This window comes from Shewanella sp. Koi 1 (assembly GCF_052907445.1).
This window is the reverse complement of the sequence record NZ_JBREJM010000001.1, coordinates 1557704-1571999: the sequence shown is the minus strand read 5'-3', so window position 1 is coordinate 1571999 and position 14296 is coordinate 1557704. Positions and strand designations below refer to the sequence as shown.

Here is a 14296-nt window from a genome sequence, read left to right as displayed (position 1 = left end):
GCATGAAAAGCTTATTTTTTGTGATAAAAAGTGAATTTATTGTGAGTTAACTTTATTAAACACAATAAAGCAGCGATTAATTTCAATAAGATTCAATATTAACGCCGGGTATCTAAATAACGCTGCAAGACTTTGCGTAGGGTTTCGGCTTTGGTGCCATACACCACTTGTACACCTTTGCCCATCACTATCACGCCCTTAGCACCGAGCTGGCTGAGTCGCACTTTATTGACGAGCTCAGGGCTGTGCACACTTAAACGTAAACGGGTGAGACAAGCATTGAGCTCAACAATATTCTCGCGACCGCCCAATGCCGCAATGATGGCCCTTAAGCTCTCTTTGGCACCATGGGGTTCATCGGGTTCGAGTCGTCCTGGCGTCTTTAAATTAAATGCCAAAATACTGCCCCTAAACAGCAGGTAATAAATCACCGCCGTCAGCGGCCCTAAGAATGCAAACCAGCCCGTATTGCGCGACAGGGAAAACAACAGCGTGAAATCCACCAACCCATGGGAGAACACAATACTGTGGTGAATATCGAGTAAGATGCAGACAAAATATGCCAGCCCCGACAACACCACATGGATAAGAAATAAAATCGGCGCCACAAACATAAAGGCAAACTCAATCGGTTCAGTCACGCCCGTTAGCCAACTGGCCGCCGCAGCGGAAAGCATAATGCCCGCGACCCGATTACGCTCCGAGGGATCGGCACAGCGCCAAATCGCCAGCGCCGCTGCGGGCAATCCCCACATTTTAATCAAATAGCCGCCCGCTAAATTCCCCGCCTGCGGATCGCCCGCTAAATAGCGCGCCACTTCACCCCGAACCACTTCAGAGTTCTGTAACTGGTATTGGCCAACTTCTAAATAGAAAGGTGCATTCCAGATATGATGCAAACCAAGGGGAATGAGTAAACGTTCGAGCGCGCCATAAACACCAAAGGCGATGGCCGGTTTTTGGTAAACCGCCCAGTCGGACACACGCTCGATGAGCAGAGATAACGGCGGCCACACATGGGCAAGGATATAACCTAACCCCATCGCCAACGGAATGATCAATAAAGAGGCGCTGCGCCGCCCCTCGAAAAAGGAGAAAATCGCAGGCAGGCGAATATATTGGCTCCAGCGCACGGCAAAGCAAGTCACGCCACCAATCAACATGCCGCCAGCAATCCCTGTATCTAAGGTTTCCATGCCAAGTAGTAATTGGGTCGGCAGTTGATAAAGATCCGCTAAGGCGGCTAAGGTGGCCGTCATCACCCCATAACCAAATACGGCAGTAAAAGCGGCGATGCCTTGATCGCGGCAAAACCCTATCGCCACCGCCACCGCAAACAACATGGGCATGATGGCAAAAATCAGCTTGCCAACCGCCAGCATCAATACGGTTAGCACCTCAGGCATAAAAGGGATTGGACTCACGGTTAAGCCCAGCATCACACCCGCCGCGGGCAAAATGGCAATAGGGATTAACAGCGCCTGACTTAAACGCTGGGCAAATTTAAACCACTGTTGAGTAACGAAATGACCTAAGCAGCGCGTTCGGATTTGACGATTTGATTCCAGCTTTCCAGCCATTTTATCGCTTCGACCTCAGGTTCCATGGTTTCACAGGCATCAATTTCAAGACGCGCCACAACGGGTTTAGCACCTAACTCACTGAGCAATTCATCTACCGATTTACCCGCACCGCAAAAGGTATCGTAACTCGAATCGCCGAGTGCTATCACACTGTATTTCAGCTCAGGCAGATAAGGCGCTGTCTCCTTAAGATGATAGTACCAGGGCTGAATATCGTCGGGTAAATCCCCTTGCCCAGTGGTCGAAGTCACTACCACTAACAGCTCATCCTGTGGCGGCGTAAATTGACTTATTTCATTCGGTTGCCACAATTTGGCGTCATAACCGAGTTCTGTCAGCGCTTTTTCTAAGGTTTCGGCGGTAAATTGTGCGCTACCATACACTGTGCCAAACACCAGATTAACTTTTTTCATGATATACTCCGTGCCACATGCGTAAACGCAACTTAGCTGAAGTTACTTTATTGTGAGGCTTTAGGGCAAGCAACAAGGTAAAAATTTTATAAATCAAGTTATTGAGCATGAGGAAGCAAACTGATGCGACAGAGCAATAGGCAAAAACACCTCAAGCACCAACATAAAACCACCCAAATTAGACGCAAACATTACTTTCACGCCGCCCAGCAAAATCTGCAATTCCCGCTAACCGTTCCGGCGGAATACGCCAACTTAGCCAGCTTGATATCCAGTCTCAAACCAACCAGTAGTTAAGACCGCTGAATGTTGCAACGAATTGCAAGCAACTAAGCAGATAGCCACGATGCAAGCTTAAGTGAGCACTCGCCTTAAACGCCCAAACAAGCATTGCCTTAAACGGTCGTCGATTGCTCTGCAATCAACACACTTGGCTCTCGACAAAGCGCGGCATCGTCCCAGCCCAATCCTGCAAACACGGTTTCCCATTCTGGCTCAAGCTCGGTTTCAATACTTAAGCGCTCAAGTGTCACCGGGTGAGTGAAGGTTAACTTTTTCGCAATCAGCCACAGTCGGTTGATATCGAAATGTGCGCGGAAAAACGCATTTTGCTTACCATCGCCGTGGGTGGTATCGCCAATAATCGGGTGACGTAAATGCGCCATATGGCGTCTGAGTTGGTGCTTACGCCCCGTTTTTGGACTCAGTTTCACTAACGCGAAACGGCTAGTAGCGTAACGCCCCGACGGATAAGGAATTTCGGTATTTAATAGCGGCTCATATTGAGTCACAGCATCCTGCGCAGCCTTATCTTGATTGGCAAACTTGTCTGCCACCTCATCTAATTCGACTTTGAGCGCATAATCCAACACACCACTCTCGTGCATATTGCCACGCACCAAGGCCAAATATTGTTTTTCAATACTGTGGTTGGCAAATTGCTCGCATAGGGCGTTGGCCACCTCACTGCTTTTAGCAAATAACAACACGCCCGAGGTGGGTCTATCTAAACGGTGTACCGGAAACACATGGCAACCAACTAAGTCCCGAGTCAGTTGCATCGCAAAAAAGCGCTCACGCCGCGCTAAGTAGCTGCGATGAACCAATAATCCCGCGGGTTTGTGGATAGCCACCAAGTGCTCGTCTTGATACAAGATACGCAGTTCAGGCGCAGGCTCTGACTGCTCGCCGCTCTCGCTTGGATTGTATTTATCCTCTGGCATATCCAGCCAATCATCATCTAGGTTCATTTAACAACATATCCAATTCATTTAAGACACCGATTAAAGGCGCTAACGCCGCTTGTTCGGACCACACATGTTCCGCCATCGGGGCTATCGCAATTTTGCTTGGCAAAGGTTGCCCCGCATCGATAAGGGCTTGCATGCGTGGAATAAAGATAAACTGCAACCATTGCTCTAACGACATCAGATCACAGGCAAAAGGCGCCGTACTGGCCATGGCTTCATCACTGGGCGCACGAGTAGACCAAAGCCCGGCACTTTGTAGCTCGTGGGCAATTTGGGCTAGTTTGGATTGAGTTTGACTGTAAAGCATCGATATAAGGTCCATTAAGCCACGGTCATTCGACAATTAAGCGCTGCGACTGAGGCGATAAAAGTGTGGCAATCATACCATCGCGCACAACTTCCCCCTATAATGTCGCCAATTTATTGAGCCTTTTTGATTGATATGGCAGCCAAATGACTGAAATTACCACGCTTAGCCAATTTTTAACGACCGCCAAAACCCAATTCCAAGTCTATGAATTAGGACGAAGAGTGCAGCACATCGATATGCTGGCCTTCCATCAAATCGAATCATTAGTCACGCCCTACCCTTACCCCATACAAGGGCATGCCCAATTTGCCATCGTGTTTTGGAACGAGAGCCAACAGCACTTTATTTGGTTCCTAAAACTACCGTTAGACGAACAAGGACTGCTTTCGCCTGCGCCGCGCTCACAGTTTATTGAAATGGTATTAACGGCACTGGGGCAAGATCCGACTCAACCCTTAACCGATGAGCAACAGGATCGCCTCGCTAACAATCCGTTTAGCTTTAAGCCCAGCCAAGAAAAACTGGCGGTATTTAACGCCTTAGTGCGTAAACAATTAGGGTTAAGCGCTTCTATTCAATATGAATTTGCAGTGCAATATCTCTCGGGACAAATTGCACCGAGTGAATGGCAGCATATTGGCCTGCAAGGTTTGAGCGACGTGTGTGTTCGCCTTGGTGAGTTAGATCACGAGCAGCAACTCCTTGCCAGTTTTGACAATAGTGCGATTGAAGTGCAAATAGCCCTGTGCCAATGTCTCGAACATCTGCATTTAACAGAAGGACTTGCGAATAAACTTTATGCTAAGTTTGTGGCAGCTCCTCCCGAGTTCAAAGCCTATTACTTACGCGCACTCGCCTCTCATACCGAATTGAGCCAACAAGCCCTCGCCCATCTTCAGCAAACCGAGCGCTTAGAGGCCAATGAACTCATCAGTATCGCAGGCCGAAACTGGACGGTATTAAAGCAAGAGCTGAGTCGCAGTATTTACCTCGAAGCATTGGCGCGACAACCCCAGGCCTTTTTTAATCAGATCTTTGCTGATATTGTGGCGATACCGAGTTTACGCAATCACTTATTGGGTGAATTAAGGAATCCCAATCGGAGTGTTCAACTATCACAGGCCATTGGTGGCTTGTTTAAGGCTACAAGTAAATGATGTCAGATCTGCTGTTAATTATTGCGCTAATTGTGGTTGCTGCCTTCTTTTGGCAATTACGTCAAATGGCAGAATTAAGCCGTATTTTTGCCGAAAAAGAATGTTGTAGACAAAAAGTACAACTCTTAGCCATCGCAATGGAAACGGCTCGCCCCAGCCTTGGCGGCACGACAGGGATCTGTTGGAGGGCAAAATACCTATTCGAATTCAGCACCGATGGCATTAACCAATACCGCGGCCATATATGGATGCTAGGGAAAAAAGTGCAAAAGATTGAATGGCCTATTTTCCCAGAGCCAGAATGGCAAGAAGCACCAATGGCCAAAGGCAAGTTTGGTGGTTGCGGCAGCCAAAGTAGCTGTAGCTCGGGCAAATGCCATTAATTGACTGCCGTAGACCTTTGAGTTGAATAGACAACGCCGAGTCATATAGATAAGACTCAGCCATAGCTCGGCTCTACATCCGTACTCAATCAGCTTTATCTGCACGAATACCAAAAAAGAAAGGGCGTGGTCATAAGACCACGCCCTTCTGTTCTCTGTTAAGCTATCCCGCTATTTTCGTGCTCCCTGCACCATCCATGCGTCAACTTGCGTCCTGCATCATCCCTGTTCAATCCGTGATATTTCCCTGTACTCAACGTACTTCCCTATCTCTTGGCGTTCCTTTTACCAAGCTTGCTCTTTCCTGAGCGGTTCCAGCATCATCCGTGAAATAGGTTCAGTAGCATCCTTTCTGTTGCACTCCATGTGCCATTGCAATCCTGTGCAATTAGGCTATCTATCCCTGATAGTCTTTCCTTCCGTGGTTCGCATCGCTTTCATCCTGAAAGTCTCTCCTTACCACTCCACGAGTGTTTATTCCTTAAACACTGTCCAGTCATCCTGACTGCTAACTTCCTGTTCGCTGTAGTTCCGTCTACAAATGAATTCTACGACAGCCATGGCAGGGTGGCTTTCGCAAAAGATAAAAATGTAAGCCGCCATATTAAGTTCACAATGGAAAAAATTTCTTAACATATTGATTAGATGTGACTTACCTAAAACTAGGTAGTCATTGTCAGTCAAAAAACTTACAAATCACTTACAGCCTTGTGAGATATATCTCACAAGAAGTCGGGCAATTTATGCCATTTAAAAACACAAACATTGATTTATCCCGAGACGCTTAAACACAGAAAAGGAAATAGCGACCGCATAAAAGAGTAAAAATCGTCCGATAGATTTTATTTTAAGATATACCGCACGTAAAAGTGGACATTATGACGTATCGTAAAAATAGGCGTAGGAGAATAGAAAAAAGAAAGGGGCGCACTATGTGCACCCCATTTATCCTCTGCAAGCCATCCTGCTTGATTGTGCTCCCTGCACCTTCCTTGCGATCGTTTGCTCCCTGCAAGCGTCCTTCAATCCCTTTATTTCCCTGTGCAGTGAAGTCTCCACTACACTCAATCCTTTGACCCGAATATCCTATTTCGGCTCCTGTCACATCCAGTGACTCATCCCTATCGCGTCCTGCTGAATCCTTTCCTCACCTTAGTACAAGCTGTTCACCCTTATACTTATCCTTTTACTCGATACTTCCTGCATCCAGTAACGCTTAATCCTTAAGCTTGTCCTTTTTCATCCTGAAACCTGCTATCCCAGCAGATACAACGTCCTCTATCATCCATGAGAAAGCAGCCTTGCTTTTCCTTAGCCTATCCTAGGCAGATGACAGTTTTCCTACTGTCAGTGGTTCAAATCCAAGAACCTGAATTCGTCGCTTCTTGCGTCCCTCTCGCCTGTATTGCAATCCTTTCTGTCCATTTGCTTTGGCGATGAGTTAATTCTACGTGGTTCTCGCTATTTTTGTTTCGGTTAAAGAACACACACTAGCGCACTTTTCATACAACCAAGCTTTATTAAAACATAACACCATGATTTTAAATACACTTTAAAAGCTGTGATTACAAAACAGTCAGTAAGAAAACATTTTATCCTACAGGCTTTGTAAGCGATCTCTCACACGGGTGTCAGCTTCTCACTGGTGAGGGACAATTAGCACTTCAACTTACCGGTGAGAATTTGTGCAAACATCACCCAATCCCCCATCAAACTGTACAAGGGATATTGGAATGTCGCGGGGCGATTATGCTCAAACACAAAGTGTCCCACCCAAGCAAAACCATATCCCACTAGGGGGATAAACAGTAAAAGCCAACCATTTGTGAAAAACAGCGCAGCGACGAATAACAGGAGCACTAAAAAACTGCCAATAAAGTGCAATCGCCTGCAGCTTAAGTCCTGGTGCTGTGAGAGGTAAAAAGGGTAAAACTCAGCGAAGGAGCGGTAAGGTTCATTCATCTTGTTGGCCCGTGTAAAAAAGTAATTGTCCGGCTACATTGCCAATGCTCAATTCTCCTAGGGAAACAAAATCATGTTGCATAAATAACTGGCTATGGGCTTCTTGAGTAGTAAAGACCCCAATCCCCTCAAGTTCGGGCTGCTCATCGCACCAACTTACTACGGCTTGCACAAGTTGATGACCTAACCCCTTTCCCTGCTCATTGGGCGCAAGGGCGATAAATTGTAGGATCCCGCAGTGCTCGCTCGGTAGCAGCTCGACGATGCTCGATTCTTTCTTCATCATCGCCTGAGTCGATTGCCAGCCCGTACCAAGCAACATCTTGAGTCGCCAGTGCCAATAGCGGCCCTCCCCGAGGGGCACTTCCTGAGTGACCACACAGGCAACACCGACTAAGCGTGTTTGGTCAAACAGCCCGATTAAGGCTTGCTTCTCCTGCCAGAGCGCATTCAACTCTTCACGGATTGCGGCACGTAATTTTTGTTCGTAGGCGAATTTGTCTGAAGTGGATAAAGCATCCACAAAGAAAGGATCGTCATGATAGGCGTTGTAGAGAATCGAAGCGGCGAGGCGTAAATCTTCGGCGGTGAGATAAACTGCACGGCACTCATCCAAGGTATTATTGTCCATTATTAGAATTCCTTGATTTAGATCACACTCTTAGGAGTAATTATCACTGTATCAAGGAAACTAAAAAGTGCAAATTTTAATCATAGATTGCATTTTTCAGTGAGTTGCATACCCTAAATAAAGACACACAGAGAGGATGCGAGCATGGATACAACGCCAGTCGATTTGAGTCATCTATTTGAACAGTTGGGATTAGCCAATCAAGCTCAAGCCATAGGGCAGTTTATTGCGACCCATCAACTTCCCCCAGAGACACACTTAACCGAAGCGCCATTTTGGACGCAGGCGCAAAAGAGTTTTCTGACCGAGGCATTAGAGGCCGATGCCCAGTGGACCGAACTTATCGAGCAGCTCGATGTGCAATTAAGAAAGCCCTAATGGCTTAGGGCTGACACTGAATCACTTCATGGCGAGTTGCGTTGAGTTGTTAAATTTTGCTGTAGGCGGTGTCGCCCCAACCGACTAACACACTGTTACTTAAGACGATTGGCGTACATTCATCCTTAGTGGTTTTACCATCGCTATGGGAGTGCTGAGTGCGATAAAAGAGGACCAACACTTCTTTGTCTGCTTGTCCTGCGCTTTGTTGTAAATAGGACTCGCTAAAGTCTGCTGCTCCCATTAGCGTCATCACTTGGTCTTTGCTCATGCCAAGGCTGAGCTTAGTCAGATTAGTGCGGTTTTTATCCTGTGTTTTTTCCCAAGATTCGCTGCTATCCCACTTAGATTCACCATCGCCGACATTGACCACACAACCGCTAAGACCTAAGCTTGCTAACCCTAAAAACGTGACCGCGATGAGTTTGCGATTAATATTTGCGTTCATATTATGACTTCCTGTGTACTTGTTATAAAAATTGTTAAAAAGCAAAATCAATGCCAAACAGCAATACATTGATTTATAAAAACTAAAATAACCACATCACAGTAAGTTAGTGAAAAACACGATATACATTAAGGAATTTCACTTATTATGAGTCCCATTGACCAAGTGTTAGCAGCAGCCTGCGCACTCGAAGCCAGCGGTAAAACACCAAGCCTTGCCCTGATAAAAAGCCGTGTCGGTAACAAAATCCCTATGCCGATATTAATCCAAGGATTACAGCAATTTAAATCGATACCTAAAGCCGAGCGGGAACGTTTAGCGGCCCAATCACAGCCCGTGATTGAAGAAACACATACCACCGATGCTTCGCCACTCACAGTCGCCACATTGGCGCAACAGTTAGCCCAGTTGCAACAAGGCATTGAACAGGCCCTCGCGTTAAAAAACAACGAGATCATGCAACTCAGAAATGAACTTATCGAGCTGAAACAACGTGTCAGTCAACTCGAATCCCAAGGAAAATCCGCTTAATGTTTGTCACCGAATTGCGCTTTGAATGCTTTGCCGATACCACCATCAGTGCGGCAGAACGTGCCATCAATCAATTACTCGAAGCCTATCGCGCTAATGGCCAAATCCTCGGCCGCGAATTTGCCGTAGCCTTTAATGAGGGCGAATTTCGAGTACGCCTACTCACGCCGGAAAAAAACAGTTTGGCCCATCGTTACCACAGCCCTTGGGTGAAAAAAGCGCTGGCGGAATTAACCGAGGCTAAACTACTGGCGCCACGTGAAAAGTTTATCGGTCAGGATATTAATTCTGAGGTCAGTAACACTGAGCCACCCAGCTGGCAGTTGCTCTACACTAGCTATGTGCATATGTGTTCCCCCCTGCGTAGTGGTGATAACTTATTGCCTATTCCGCTGTATCAAATCCCTGCGACCTTTAATGGCGATCATAAGCGAGTTATCCGCTGGCAAACCGAGTGGCAAGCCTGTGATGAGTTACAAATGGCGGCCGCCACTAAGGCAGAGTTTGCAGCGCTAGAAGAATTATCGAGCCCAAACAGTGATTTATTTAGACGAGGTTGGGATTTACGCGGTCGAATCGAATACCTTACTAAAATTCCCACTTACTATTATTTGTATCGTGTCGGGGGGCAGGATCTGCAATCTGAGCTGGCACGCCCCTGCCCGCGTTGTGGCAGTCACACCTGGAAGCTCGATGAGCCATTATTGGATATGTTTCACTTTCGCTGCGAACCTTGCCGCATAGTGTCTAACTTGTCTTGGGACCATCAATAGCCTTGCCTTATTGAAGCGTAAACTCGACAGGCTAGATATGCATGTCGAGTTTACTATGTTTAGGCCTTGCTGCATTTCAACGCGCTTAACGCTTACCAATCAGGTTGTGCCACATACGTTTAAAGCTGGCAAAAATCCCAGGATGCTCGAGCGCTGGCATAGGCAATTCTTCATGTTTCACGGGCGGCGCGATACGTGGCGATAACGCCTCAATAAACGCCGCTAAACTCGGCGCCAATTGGGTAGAGGGAAGCTCGCCGGGGATTTCCACCCATACACTACCATCGGCATTATCCACCGTTAGCATCTTATCGCCCTCATCAAGCAAACCAATAAACCAGGTGGGCGGTTGCTTAAGTTTTTGCTTCATCATTAAGTGACCGATAATATTTTGCTGCAACGCGTCAAAATCCGCCTCGTTCCATACCTGTAGTAATTCTCCTGTGCCCCATGGTGAATCAAATAGCACGGGCGCCGCAAAATACTCACCATAGAAGTAATTGATATCAGGCCATAATTTAAGTTCAAGTGCATGCTCAACATTCGCAAAGCTGCCTACTTGTTCACGTTTAACAGGTAACCAGCTCACCGCCTCATCGGATGATTCATCAAACTCTCCTTGAATGCACAAAGATGGCTCACCTCGCGGGTAATATCGCGGTAATTCGCCTAAAGTTGATAGGTAAGACTGATGATAGTTTTGCAAAAATTTATCGAGAGCAGGCAGACAAGACACTTAAGCACAATCCAATTTCGGGTATAATGTGCGCCTATTTTGACATGGAAACAGTATTGATGACACAGAATCACGATCCCTATAGTGATGCAAAAGAACTTGCGAGCTTAACTTTAGGTAAAGCTACTGATTACCAAGCCGAGTATGATGCATCGCTGCTGCAAGGGGTTCCTCGCTCACTTAACCGTAACGCTATCAACCTGACTGCGGAGAGTTTACCTTTCCACGGAGCCGATATCTGGACGGCCTATGAGCTGTCTTGGCTAAATGCCAAGGGTAAACCTATGGTGGCTATCGCCGACATTCAGCTAAGTCATGCAAGCCAAAATCTGATCGAGTCAAAATCCTTCAAACTGTATTTAAACAGTTTTAATCAAACCAAGTTCGACAATATCGATGCGGTGCAAAAAACCTTAGTTAAAGATCTAAGTGAATGTGCCCAAGGCGATGTTAACGTTAAGATTATTGAGCCTAAAAGTTTTGGAATTCAACGTGTCGTCGAACTGCCAGGCACTTGCATTGACGATCTGGATATTGAAGTCAGTGATTATGATTTTAATCCTGATTATCTTGAAAACAGCACAGATGAAAAACAGATTGTCGCTGAGACACTCAATTCTAATCTATTGAAATCAAACTGCTTAATTACCTCTCAACCCGATTGGGGCAGTGTGATGATCCGTTATCAAGGGCCAAAAATCGATCGCGAAAAGTTACTGCGCTATTTGATTTCGTTCCGTCAGCATAACGAGTTCCATGAGCAGTGTGTCGAGCGGATTTTTGTCGATTTAAAACATTACTGCCACTGCACTAAGTTAACCGTTTACGCCCGCTATACCCGTCGCGGCGGCTTAGACATTAACCCTTACCGCAGTGATTTTGAGCACCCAGGCGAGAGCCACCGCTTAGCAAGACAGTAATCAACTTGCAGCAAAAAGCCCTGAATAATCAGGGCTTTTTTATTATCCGTTGTAAGCTATTCAACCAAGCTCAGAACTTAAACTGTACCCGCACTTAACCCAAATTCGCGCTAAAAATTTCTTGCACTTGGCTCAACGTGGCATTGTTTGGCAGGCTGAAATACAAGTAACCATCGCCACGGAATGCGCGGTCAAGCTCAAGCAATACATGGGTTTGCTCGGCATCGCACACCAGAGAAACCTCTATCTCACGCAAACGATTAAAGCCCATATTGCGCGGCTTAAACTCTAGCTCTTGGTAACAACCCGAAGTGGAACGAAAGGCGCGCGTATTGAGGAAACCTTGCTCCACATCGGCTTTCACCAACACAAAACCAAGGCCCTCCATCGCCTTTAACACATGCTCGGCAATCGCCGTTGGCATAATAACCAGCGCATCGATATCGCTAGGGTCGAGCGCGGTATCTATGTCCACTCCCGTTTGTAACCATACCTGGGATTGATTATTGCGCACAGGGAGCTGAGTAAAAGGGGTTTCGGGGTGCAATTTACCTGAAAACGGGATCTCACGAATTTCACCCGCTTGAATTTCAAAGGACTCAGTTAAGCGCCAGCTCGCCAAACGATGGTTCTTAAAATAGTCGCCGTTATCGCTACTCACTTTCACCTTAGTCATTAGGGCTAAGTCGAGGCCGGAGATCTGCTGCGGCACATTACCGCCTTTAACGACGATAGTGGCATTAAAGATTTGACCTGGCAGCAGTCGATTATCATCTAATTGGGTATCGACCGTCGCACCACCGATACCGACAGAGGCCAGCAGTTTTTTAAACATGGGATTTCCTTATGTTGCTAAGGCTGCGCGGATAAGCAGCCGTAATACAGCGGTTATTCAATTAATGAGCAGATTTGCACTCGAGCAATAATTGCTGGAAATGCGCGCCTAAATCCTGCTGAGCAAATTGTTCACTGGCGAGTGCCATTTGCTTAAGGCTTTGCATGGCTTGCTCGACACCCTGCTGTTCGATCAAACTTTTAGCATAGGCCGCCGCATCCGCGCCCTTTTGTAACAGGCTTGCGACTTGATCGAAGCTCACCTCTTGTTCCATCACCTGCTGTAAATCGCCGAGTAATTCGGCCACCTTTGCCGACTCTACTAAGGCGCCTTCGACACTCACTAATTTACCGAGGGGATCTTGGCTAAGTTTTTCGGCCACACAGGCCGATACTGTGCCCGCCGCCGCACTTTGAGCGACCACATCGAGCCCGCGGCTGCGGATTTGCTCAACCACTTGTTGTAGTTGGGGATCTTGAGCAAGCCATGCCTGCTCTAATTGCTGTTTTTCATCGCCACCAAAGTAGCCACAGCCACCGAGCAGTAGCAAAGTGGTGGTCGATAAAAGGCATTTGAATTTCATGATTAACAACCTTGTCAGTGAGTTCTCTGGCGTGACTATAGCGAGCTAGGTTTAATCCAAAATGAAATATGAACGGAGGAATAACAAAGTCAGTGAAGGGACAAGAAACTGAATTAAAAGCAGTAATTCAAGAACGAAGGCTATCTAAGCCTTAGTGCGAAGGCCGCACTAGATGGCGGAGCATACCGCCAGTAATGCAGTGATACTGGTCAGCTGCATCGAAATAGTCACCTTCGCCAACCTGTTATCCTGCACTAAGCTGTCACCATCAACCAAGCTGAGCCCAAAACGATATTCCTCATCAAGTCGGCCAAAATAACTCCGCCAATGCTGGGCATGGGAGCTTGTGGCATTGAGTGCAGTTTCAGGTTCAATCAGCAGCTTAATATTGGAATAAAGTGGAATACGCGATGGGAGTTGAAGATAAGAACAGGGCTTAGCTTGGCTCGGTGAAGCAAAGTTCTCTTGTAGCTTGAGTTCAACCCAGTTCGGGGAGTCGACAGTTTGCAGCGCGCCACCATCAACCGCCAGCAAACTGTTTGGGGCTAAGTCAAAACCAAAAGATTTCAGCGACTGCGCTAGGCCCAAACCCGTTGCCTTGATATAGGATTCCTTGAGTGCCCAAAGATCAAAAAAGCGCTGCCGCTGCGCATCCTCGCCCTCAAGGGCTAATAAGCCTTCGACTTCAATCGGGGAAAAATAATGATTAAGGATCGGGTAAATATGAGTGCTGACGCGGGAGCGCTCGATATCCACACCCAAGCCTAAACGGGGCTGCGCTGTGTTAGCGGTTTCTCCCTTGTCATCATCTTGCGCCAAGGCAATCAATAACCAGTCACCACTGTGGCTCAAGTTAAACTCAATGCCAGTACTCAGAAACTGTTCATGGTTAAGACTGGGTTTGCCCTTTGCCCCATACTCAAAACACCAATCTTGGGGGGCAATCTGTCGTTGGGAGGAGCAAGGTGAGGTTCCACCGCGAGATTGCAGTCCTTGAGATAAGACGCAGCGCAGCGCCGCTCGCACCAATAAGCCGTTCATTTGCGCCTTGGGCGCCCGGTAACGTGCCACTTTGGCGCGCTCATCCTCACTCAAGAGCGCCATACACGCATTCGTACTGGCCGTATCCATTTCGGTTAATGGTATAAAAAAAAGCTCAATATTCATTAATTTATCCCAACAACACTTAAGTTTAACGGCTGCCCTATTCTACTCAGTTCTACTCGCCTGACGAGCAGTATCTCAATTTTGTTTCTAATCTTATGAATTTAAATGATTATTTAAACGTATCCCCTGTGCTAAACAGGAGTTGGGCTCCTTTGAACAGAGTCATTTGAACATTAAAAAACCATTTCAAGTCCCATATGATTGTATCGAGCCGAAACCTCAGGTAATCTGCATCA

17 protein-coding genes are annotated in these 14296 nt (G+C 46.9%); 6 read left to right on the top strand and 11 right to left on the bottom strand.

What is annotated here, in order from left to right:
• Positions 1-98 precede the first annotated feature (98 nt).
• The 4 genes from ACUZ8J_RS06905 to ACUZ8J_RS06890 form a co-directional block, all read right to left on the bottom strand.
• On the bottom strand, positions 99-1580 hold the full coding sequence (locus ACUZ8J_RS06905) for a PTS transporter subunit EIIC (protein ID WP_446693424.1): 1482 nt from the start codon (positions 1578-1580) through the stop codon (positions 99-101).
• Positions 1532-1996 (bottom strand): flavodoxin, encoded by a 465-nt coding sequence (locus tag ACUZ8J_RS06900; RefSeq protein ID WP_011623400.1) that lies wholly within the window; start codon positions 1994-1996, stop codon positions 1532-1534. The genes ACUZ8J_RS06905 and ACUZ8J_RS06900 overlap by 49 nt, the downstream gene beginning before the upstream one ends.
• Before the next feature lie 395 nt (positions 1997-2391).
• Positions 2392-3246 (bottom strand): tRNA pseudouridine(65) synthase TruC, encoded by an 855-nt coding sequence (gene truC, locus ACUZ8J_RS06895; RefSeq protein WP_446693423.1) that lies wholly within the window; start codon positions 3244-3246, stop codon positions 2392-2394.
• Positions 3233-3553 (bottom strand): YqcC family protein, encoded by a 321-nt coding sequence (locus tag ACUZ8J_RS06890; protein ID WP_023267376.1) that lies wholly within the window; start codon positions 3551-3553, stop codon positions 3233-3235. The genes truC and ACUZ8J_RS06890 overlap by 14 nt, the downstream gene beginning before the upstream one ends.
• Before the next feature lie 146 nt (positions 3554-3699).
• Between ACUZ8J_RS06890 and ACUZ8J_RS06885 the strand changes: the two genes are divergently transcribed.
• Together ACUZ8J_RS06885 and ACUZ8J_RS06880 are read left to right on the top strand one after the other, a co-directional pair.
• Complete coding sequence (locus ACUZ8J_RS06885; RefSeq protein WP_446693422.1) at positions 3700-4713, top strand: DUF3549 family protein; 1014 nt, start codon at positions 3700-3702, stop codon at positions 4711-4713.
• Positions 4710-5096, top strand: a complete 387-nt coding sequence (locus ACUZ8J_RS06880; protein ID WP_089067404.1) for a DUF3301 domain-containing protein — start codon at positions 4710-4712, stop codon at positions 5094-5096. Before ACUZ8J_RS06885 ends, ACUZ8J_RS06880 begins: the two co-directional genes overlap by 4 nt.
• A gap of 1656 nt (positions 5097-6752) precedes the next feature.
• Here ACUZ8J_RS06880 and ACUZ8J_RS06875 read toward each other — a convergent pair.
• Together ACUZ8J_RS06875 and ACUZ8J_RS06870 are read right to left on the bottom strand one after the other, a co-directional pair.
• Positions 6753-7058, bottom strand: coding sequence for an Mpo1-like protein (locus ACUZ8J_RS06875; RefSeq protein WP_446693421.1), 306 nt, complete (start codon positions 7056-7058; stop codon positions 6753-6755).
• A complete protein-coding gene (locus ACUZ8J_RS06870; RefSeq protein WP_011623406.1) occupies positions 7051-7689 on the bottom strand; it encodes a GNAT family N-acetyltransferase in 639 nt (212 codons plus the stop codon). The genes ACUZ8J_RS06875 and ACUZ8J_RS06870 overlap by 8 nt, the downstream gene beginning before the upstream one ends.
• 144 nt (positions 7690-7833) lie before the next feature.
• Here ACUZ8J_RS06870 and ACUZ8J_RS06865 point away from each other — a divergent pair, with 144 nt between their 5' ends.
• A complete protein-coding gene (locus tag ACUZ8J_RS06865) occupies positions 7834-8067 on the top strand; it encodes a DUF2789 domain-containing protein (protein ID WP_011623407.1) in 234 nt (77 codons plus the stop codon).
• Between the two features lie 49 nt (positions 8068-8116).
• Here the strand turns inward: ACUZ8J_RS06865 and ACUZ8J_RS06860 are convergent, their stop codons facing one another.
• Positions 8117-8515, bottom strand: coding sequence for a DUF3192 domain-containing protein (locus tag ACUZ8J_RS06860; RefSeq protein WP_446693420.1), 399 nt, complete (start codon positions 8513-8515; stop codon positions 8117-8119).
• 147 nt (positions 8516-8662) lie between these two features.
• Here ACUZ8J_RS06860 and ACUZ8J_RS06855 point away from each other — a divergent pair, with 147 nt between their 5' ends.
• Positions 8663-9046 carry a hypothetical protein gene (locus ACUZ8J_RS06855; RefSeq protein WP_188871051.1) on the top strand — a complete coding sequence of 128 codons (384 nt, stop codon included), beginning with the start codon at positions 8663-8665 and terminating at the stop codon, positions 9044-9046.
• Positions 9046-9819, top strand: coding sequence for a Zn-ribbon-containing protein (locus tag ACUZ8J_RS06850; protein WP_069454603.1), 774 nt, complete (start codon positions 9046-9048; stop codon positions 9817-9819). The genes ACUZ8J_RS06855 and ACUZ8J_RS06850 overlap by 1 nt, the downstream gene beginning before the upstream one ends.
• A gap of 85 nt (positions 9820-9904) precedes the next feature.
• Here the strand turns inward: ACUZ8J_RS06850 and syd are convergent, their stop codons facing one another.
• Positions 9905-10555 (bottom strand): SecY-interacting protein, encoded by a 651-nt coding sequence (gene syd / locus ACUZ8J_RS06845; RefSeq protein WP_037430032.1) that lies wholly within the window; start codon positions 10553-10555, stop codon positions 9905-9907.
• A 59-nt stretch (positions 10556-10614) separates the two neighbouring features.
• Here syd and queF point away from each other — a divergent pair, with 59 nt between their 5' ends.
• Complete coding sequence (gene queF, locus ACUZ8J_RS06840) at positions 10615-11475, top strand: NADPH-dependent 7-cyano-7-deazaguanine reductase QueF (protein WP_446693419.1); 861 nt, start codon at positions 10615-10617, stop codon at positions 11473-11475.
• 94 nt (positions 11476-11569) lie between these two features.
• Here the strand turns inward: queF and ACUZ8J_RS06835 are convergent, their stop codons facing one another.
• The 3 genes from ACUZ8J_RS06835 to ACUZ8J_RS06825 form a co-directional block, all read right to left on the bottom strand.
• Positions 11570-12310 carry a sporulation protein gene (locus tag ACUZ8J_RS06835; protein WP_109285372.1) on the bottom strand — a complete coding sequence of 247 codons (741 nt, stop codon included), beginning with the start codon at positions 12308-12310 and terminating at the stop codon, positions 11570-11572.
• Positions 12311-12371: 61 nt separating this feature from the next.
• Positions 12372-12893, bottom strand: a complete 522-nt coding sequence (locus ACUZ8J_RS06830) for a hypothetical protein (RefSeq protein ID WP_446693418.1) — start codon at positions 12891-12893, stop codon at positions 12372-12374.
• Positions 12894-13061: 168 nt separating this feature from the next.
• Entirely contained in the window at positions 13062-14060 is a 999-nt protein-coding gene (locus tag ACUZ8J_RS06825) for a 4'-phosphopantetheinyl transferase family protein (protein WP_446693417.1), read from the bottom strand.
• Between the last annotated feature and the right edge of the window lie 236 nt (positions 14061-14296).